The sequence below is a fragment of the Streptomyces sp. SID11385 genome, from assembly GCF_010548245.1.
Classification (GTDB): Bacteria; Actinomycetota; Actinomycetes; order Streptomycetales; family Streptomycetaceae; genus Streptomyces.
Genome location: NZ_JAAGLR010000412.1, coordinates 1 through 6953 on the forward strand (window position 1 = coordinate 1; position 6953 = coordinate 6953).

General features: G+C 73.0%; 5 protein-coding genes. 3 read left to right on the forward strand and 2 right to left on the reverse strand.

The window, feature by feature from the left end:
• Both G3I42_RS12680 and G3I42_RS12685 read right to left on the reverse strand, forming a co-directional pair.
• On the reverse strand, nucleotides 1–686 hold a 686-nt coding region (locus tag G3I42_RS12680; RefSeq protein ID WP_343244532.1), incomplete at its 3' end, for a PucR family transcriptional regulator ligand-binding domain-containing protein.
• Nucleotides 687–860: 174 nt separating this feature from the next.
• On the reverse strand, nucleotides 861–2687 hold the full coding sequence (locus G3I42_RS12685) for a glycoside hydrolase family 15 protein (RefSeq protein ID WP_164285441.1): 1827 nt from the start codon (nucleotides 2685–2687) through the stop codon (nucleotides 861–863).
• Nucleotides 2688–3204: 517 nt separating this feature from the next.
• Between G3I42_RS12685 and G3I42_RS12690 the strand changes: the two genes are divergently transcribed.
• From G3I42_RS12690 to G3I42_RS12700, 3 genes are all read left to right on the forward strand, one after another.
• A complete protein-coding gene (locus G3I42_RS12690; protein WP_164285443.1) occupies nucleotides 3205–4860 on the forward strand; it encodes a CTP synthase in 1656 nt (551 codons plus the stop codon).
• 160 nt (nucleotides 4861–5020) lie between these two features.
• Nucleotides 5021–5656 carry an NUDIX hydrolase gene (locus G3I42_RS12695; protein ID WP_164285445.1) on the forward strand — a complete coding sequence of 212 codons (636 nt, stop codon included), beginning with the start codon at nucleotides 5021–5023 and terminating at the stop codon, nucleotides 5654–5656.
• 224 nt (nucleotides 5657–5880) lie between these two features.
• A partial coding sequence (locus tag G3I42_RS12700) for an ATP-binding protein (protein ID WP_164285447.1) occupies nucleotides 5881–6953 on the forward strand: 1073 nt, incomplete at its 3' end.

The following is a 6953-nucleotide window of genomic DNA, read 5'->3' on the forward strand; positions in this document are numbered from 1 at the left end:
GGTGCCGCCCCCGCCACGTCCACGAGCACCGCACCCGCGGGCGGGCCCTCCGCGCGGGCCGCCCGGCTGCCCCTCAGCCGCTCCCACACCGGCAGCGGCTCGCTCTCGCCCGGACCGCCCCACGCCCCGTACAGCAGACCGCCCCCGGCCGTCTCCAGGAAGACCGGGTTGCCGCCGAACTCCGCGAGGAGGGTGAGGACCTGGGGCACGCCACCGCCGCCGAGCACCGCCTCGGTGCAGCGCCTGTGCACCTCCTCGGCCTGGCGCAGGACGGCGTAGTGCCCGTTGACGATCTCGGTGTGGATCTCCTCCGTCACCGCGACGAACGCGACCTCGCGGTGCAGTTGAACGAGCGGGAGACCGGCCGTGCGGGCGGTCTCCACGAGGGCGGCGGGCAGGCGCGTGAAGCGCGGGCCGAGTTCGACGACGAGCGCCGCGATACCGCGCTCGGCGAGCCGCCGGACGAAGGCGCGCTGCTCGGCGGGACGGTCGCCGAGGCCGAGCCCCGTGGTGAGCAGCAGCTCGCCGCCTTTGAGCAGCGAGGCGATGTTCGGGACCTCGCCCGCGTGCACCCACCGCACCGCGCGGTCGAGCCGCTCCGCGCAGGCCAGCACCTCGGGCAGCCCGCCGCGCAGCCCCGGCAGCTCCAGCGCCCGCCGTACCGTGATCCCGCCCTGACTCTCCACGCGCGGACGCTACCGCGCGGAACACCGGCCCGTCACCCGCCCGTCGACCCAGGTCACGGCACCCGAGGGGCCTTGGACCGCACGCGCGACGGGTCCCGCACCCGCACGCACGAGGGCCCCGGACCGTACGGCCCGGGGCCCTCGCGGCGTCCCGCTCGCGGCGTCGCGCGCCGCTCAGCCCCCGTACGCCCCGCTCGCCGTCAGCCGCAGGGCCGTGTCGATGAGGGGCACGTGGCTGAACGCCTGCGGGAAGTTGCCGACCTGCCGGCCGCGCACCGGGTCCCACTCCTCGGCGAGGAGGCCGAGGTCGTTGCGCAGGGACAGCAGGCGCTCGAAGAGCTTGCGGGCCTCGTCGACGCGGCCGATCATCGCGAGGTCGTCCGCCATCCAGAACGAACAGGCGAGGAACGCGCCCTCGTCGCCCGCGAGCCCGTCCACGCCCTCGTCGTCGCCCGAGGTCGGGTAGCGCATGATGAAGCCGTCCTTCGTGGACAGCTCGCGCTGGATCGCCTCGATCGTGCCGATGACCCGCTTGTCGTCGGGCGGCAGGAAGCCCATCTGCGGGATGAGCAGCAGCGAGGCGTCCAGCTCTCGGGAGCCGTACGACTGCGTGAACGTGTTCCGCTCCGGGTCGTAGCCCTTCTCGCACACGTCCCGGTGGATGTCGTCGCGCAGCTCCTTCCAGCGCTCCAGCGGGCCGTCGGCGTCCCCGGACTCGATGAGCTTGATCGTGCGGTCCACCGCGACCCACGCCATGACCTTCGAGTGCACGAAGTGGCGGCGCGGCCCGCGCACCTCCCAGATGCCCTCGTCCGGCTCGGACCAGTGGTGCTCCAGGTACTGGATGAGCTTGAGCTGGAGCAGCGAGGCGTAGTCGTTGCGGGCCAGGCCCGTCATGTGCGCGAGGTGCAGGGCCTCGGTGACCTCGCCGTACACGTCGAGCTGGAGCTGCCCCGCCGCGCCGTTGCCGACCCGTACCGGCGTCGAGCCCTCGTAGCCGGGCAGCCAGTCCAGCTCGCTCTCGCCCAGTTCCCGCTCGCCCGCGATCCCGTACATGATCTGGAGGTTCTCCGGGTCGCCGCCGACCGCGCGCAGCAGCCACTCGCGCCAGGCGCGGGCCTCGTCGCGGTAGCCGGTGCGCAGCAGCGAGGAGAGCGTGATCGCCGCGTCACGCAGCCAGGTGAAGCGGTAGTCCCAGTTGCGGACCCCGCCGATCTCCTCGGGCAGCGACGTCGTCGGCGCGGCGACGATCCCGCCGGTCGGCGCGTAGGTGAGCGCCTTCAGCGTGATGAGCGAGCGGATCACGGCCTCGCGGTAGGGGCCGTGGTACGTGCACTGCTCGACCCACTCCTGCCAGAACTCCTCGGTCGCCGCCAGGGCCTCGTACGGCCTCGGCAGCGCGGGCGGGGGCAGGTGGCTCGCCTGCCAGGAGATGACGAAGTAGACCTTGTCGCCGGGGCCGACCGTGAAGTCGGAGTACGTCGTGAGGTTCTTGCCGTACGTCTCCGCGTCGGTGTCGAGCCATACCGAGTCAGGTCCTGAGACGGCGACCGTGCGCTCGTCGACCCGGTGCACCCACGGCGTGATCCGCCCGTAGCTGAACCGCATGCGCAGGCTGGAGCGCATCGGCACCCGGCCGCTGAGTCCCTCCACGACGCGGATGAGCTGGGGCGCCTCCTCGCGCGGGCCCATGAAATCGGTCACGCGCACACTGCCGCGCGGGGTGTCCCACTCCGACTCCAGGATCAGGGAATCCCCCCGGTACGTTCTGCGGTCGGCGTCGGGCGGCGGGGTACCGGGGGCGAACGCCGGTCCCAGCCGCCAGAATCCGTGCTCCTCGGTCCCGAGGAGCCCCGCGAAGATCGCCTGCGAATCGAAGCGGGGCAGGCACAGCCAGTCGACCGTGCCGTCCCGGCAGACCAGTGCGGCGGTCTGCAAGTCTCCGATGAGTGCGTAATCCTCGATGCGCCCGGCCACGTGCATCTCCAGTCGAACGGCCACGGCACGCCCCTTCACGGGGCACCATGCGCTGCGGTCATAGGGTGAGCCGCCGGGCCGCTGTTCCAGGGTGGGCGGGGGGATTCTTCTGGCCTCCCCCCGTCGCCCACCTCCACCCCTTGTGGGAAGCGCTTGCGCGGTCCAGTTTCTTCGAGCCCGGCGGCGGATGTCCGAGCAGGATACGACGCCCCGTGGTGATCCGTGCGACCGTCGGGACACGGCGGTAGGGCCGAATGGGTGAGGCTTGTGTTGTGGCGCGGTAAAAGCCGGGCGCGTTGGACGTGCCCGGTACTCGCGCATACACACAGCGTGTGGGGTCTGCCCCGGTACGGGTCCGGCGAAACCCGCGCCGCCGGAACGCTCCGCCGACGCTGATACCCTGGTAGCCCGTGGACCGGTGGGCCCTTTACGGACCGTGAGACCCCCGCCCGCAGCGACGGACCTTCCCACCGGCTCATCGAGCCGGCGCGGAATTCCGGTCCGCACTCCAGACCGCGACCACGGGAGCCCCCTCTTGGCCATGCCGAACCGCACCTCGTCCACGACGACCAAGCACATCTTCGTCACCGGGGGTGTCGCCTCCTCACTCGGCAAGGGCCTCACCGCCTCCAGCCTGGGGGCGCTCCTGAAGGCGCGCGGTCTGCGGGTGACGATGCAGAAGCTCGACCCCTACCTCAACGTGGACCCGGGGACGATGAACCCCTTCCAGCACGGTGAGGTCTTCGTCACCAACGACGGCGCCGAGACGGACCTCGACATCGGCCACTACGAGCGTTTCCTCGACGTCGACCTCGACGGCTCCGCGAACGTCACCACCGGCCAGGTCTACTCGCAGGTCATCGCCAAGGAGCGGCGCGGCGAGTACCTCGGTGACACCGTGCAGGTCATCCCGCACATCACCAACGAGATCAAGGGCCGCATCCGGCGCCTGGCGAGCGACGACGTGGACGTCGTCATCACCGAGGTCGGCGGCACCGTCGGCGACATCGAGTCGCTGCCCTTCCTGGAGACCGTCCGCCAGGTGCGGCACGAGGTCGGCCGCGACAACGTCTTCGTCGTGCACATCTCGCTGCTGCCCTACATCGGCCCCTCCGGCGAGCTGAAGACCAAGCCGACCCAGCACTCGGTGGCGGCGCTGCGCAACATCGGCGTCCAGCCCGACGCGATCGTGCTGCGCGCCGACCGCGAGGTGCCGCTGTCGATCAAGCGCAAGGTCTCGCTCATGTGCGACGTCGACGAGACCGCCGTCGTCGCCTGTCCCGACGCCAAGTCGATCTACGACATCCCGAAGGTCCTGCACGGCGAGGGCCTCGACGCCTACGTCGTCCGCAAGCTCGACCTGCCCTTCCGCGACGTCGACTGGACCGTGTGGGAGGACCTCCTCGACCGCGTCCACAACCCGGACCACGAGGTCACGGTCGCGCTCGTCGGCAAGTACATCGACCTGCCCGACGCCTACCTCTCGGTCACCGAGGCGCTGCGCGCGGGCGGCTTCGCCAACCGCGCCCGCGTCAAGGTCAAGTGGGTCACCTCCGACGACTGCAAGACCCCCGCCGGCGCGGCGGCGCAGCTCGGGGACTGCGACGCGATCTGCATCCCCGGCGGCTTCGGCGACCGCGGCGTGGTCGGCAAGGTCGGCGCGATCACGTACGCCCGCGAGCACAAGGTCCCGCTCCTCGGGCTCTGCCTCGGCCTCCAGTGCATCGTCATCGAGGCCGCCCGCAACCTCGCGGGCATCGAGGACGCCAACTCCACCGAGTTCGACCCGGCGACCGGCCACCCGGTCATCTCCACGATGGCCGAGCAGCTCGACATCGTCGCCGGCGAGGGCGACATGGGCGGCACGATGCGGCTCGGCATGTACCCGGCGAAGCTCGCCGAGGGCTCGATCGCGCGCGAGGTCTACGACGGCCGCGAGTACGTCGAGGAGCGCCACCGCCACCGCTACGAGGTCAACAACGCCTACCGCTCGGAGCTGGAGAAGAAGGCCGGCATCGTCTTCTCGGGCACCTCGCCGGACGGCAAGCTCGTCGAGTACGTCGAGTACCCGCGCGAGACGCACCCCTACCTCATCGCGACCCAGGCCCACCCGGAGCTGCGCTCCCGCCCGACCCGCCCCCACCCGCTCTTCGCGGGCCTGGTGAAGGCGGCCGTGGAGCGGCAGCAGAAGGCCTGAGCGGCAAGCCGCCACCGGACGGACAGGGGCGCCCCCGCACACGTACGCGTGCCGGGGGCGCCCCTGTCCGCGTCCCCGGATGCGTACGCCTGTCCGCGGGTGACCCCTCGGGTGTGGTGGTTCCCTCGCGGGGGCAGGCGGGCTGCGGGAGGATGAGGGCATGACGATCAAGGACAACTCCGAGCAGTGGCGGACCACGGCGAGCGAGACGCCGTGGCGCGGCGCCAAGACGAGCGTGCGCAGCGAGAAGGTCGTGATGCCGGACGGCGAGGTCGCCACCCGCGACTACCAGGTGCACCCCGGGTCCGTCGTGATCCTCGCGCTCGACGAGGAGCGGCGCGTCGTCGTCGTCAACCAGTACCGGCACCCCGTCCGCGAACGGCTGTGGGAGCTGCCCGCGGGGCTCCTCGACGTTCCCGGCGAGAACCCGCTGCACGCCGCCGAGCGCGAACTCTTCGAGGAGGCGCACCTGGAGGCCGCCGAATGGCACGTCCTCGTCGACCACTACTCCTCACCGGGCGGCTCCGACGAGGCGGTACGGGTCTTCCTCGCGACCGGGCTGCGCGACGCGGGCCAGGAGCGGTACACCCCGGACGGCGAGGAGGCCGACATGCGCACGGCGCGCGTGCCCTACCAGGACCTCGTCCGCGGCTGCCTCGGCGGGGAACTCCACAACAGCTCCCTCGTCATCGGCGCCCTCGCGCTCGGCGCCCTCCTCGACGGCTCGGAGGACACCGAGGCCGCGCTCAGCGGACTGCGCCCCGCCGACGCGCCCTGGCCCGCCCGGCCCTTCTGAGCCCCGTCCCGCAGACCCCACGCGACCCCGGGGACCGGCCCTTCCGCGCCCTTCTCTCCCGGAGCGCGGTCATCTGACGAAATACTCATCCGATAGAGGGATGGTCACGCCAGGTCGTCGCCGGTTCGCCACGCACGGTGACGTACGCTCTGAGTCGCGCGTCCGTCCTGCCCTGGGCGGGACGCGCGGCTCGGTGAGCGTGCGGCTGAACGGGAGCGTGGCCCGTGACGGACCAGGTGGTGGACACCGGCGGGGCGAGCGGCGCCGGGGTGAGCGGTGCCGACCCGGCGCGGACCCGTCACGGGCGCGTGACCGGCGCGGACGCGCTCCTCGGCCGGGAACGCGAACTCGCCTCGCTCCACGAGGACATCGGCCGTACCGGGCTCGACACCCTCGCCGGGCAGACCCCGCCCCGCGCCCGTGTCCTGCTTGTCGCGGGACGCCCCGGTTCGGGCCGTACCGCCCTCGCCGAGACCTTCGCGGCGGCGCTCACCGAGCGTTATCCCGATGGGTTCCTGCGGGTCCGGCTCACCGACCCCGCGGGCGCCCCGGTCCCCGCCGGGGACGCCGCCCGGTCCCTCCTCGCCGACCTCGGCGAACAGACCCCGGCCGGGGCCGCCGAGGATGACCTCACCGCGCGACTGCGCGCCGCGCTCCGCGAGCGGAGCGTCCTGCTGCTCCTCGACGACGCGCACGACGCGCAGCAGGTCGACGAACTCCTCCCCGACAACCCCGCCTGCCTCCTCCTCGCCGTCGCCACCGGCCCGCTCACCGGGCTCAGCGACGTCCGCCCCTGCACGCTCGGCGGCCTGGAGCGGCAGGCCGCCGTACGCCTCGTCGAGCGGTACGCGGGGCCCGGGCGGGCCGCGGCCGACCCGCACGCCGCCGAGCGGCTTGCCGAGGAGTGCCGCGGACAGCCCGCCGCACTCGTCCTCGCCGGGGGCTGGCTCGCCACGCGTCCCGAGTCCTCCGTGGCCGACCTCCTCGCCCGTCTGGAGGCGCACCGCGCCGCCGTGCCCCGCGCCCTGCCGGAACCCGCGACGGGCGAGGACGGCGCCGACGGCGCGGCCCCGCGCCGCGCGAAGACCGCCACCGACCTGCCCGTGGACCGGCTCCTGCGCTTCAGCCACGACCAGCTCCCCGCCTCCGACCAGCGCCTGCTGCGCCTGCTCCACCTCGCCCCCGAAGGACTCGCCGACGCGCACACCGCGTCCGCGCTCGCGGGCTGCTCCGTGCAGCACGCCGCCGCGCGCCTGGAGCACTTCGTCCGGCACGGGCTGCTGCGCCCGCTCCCGGG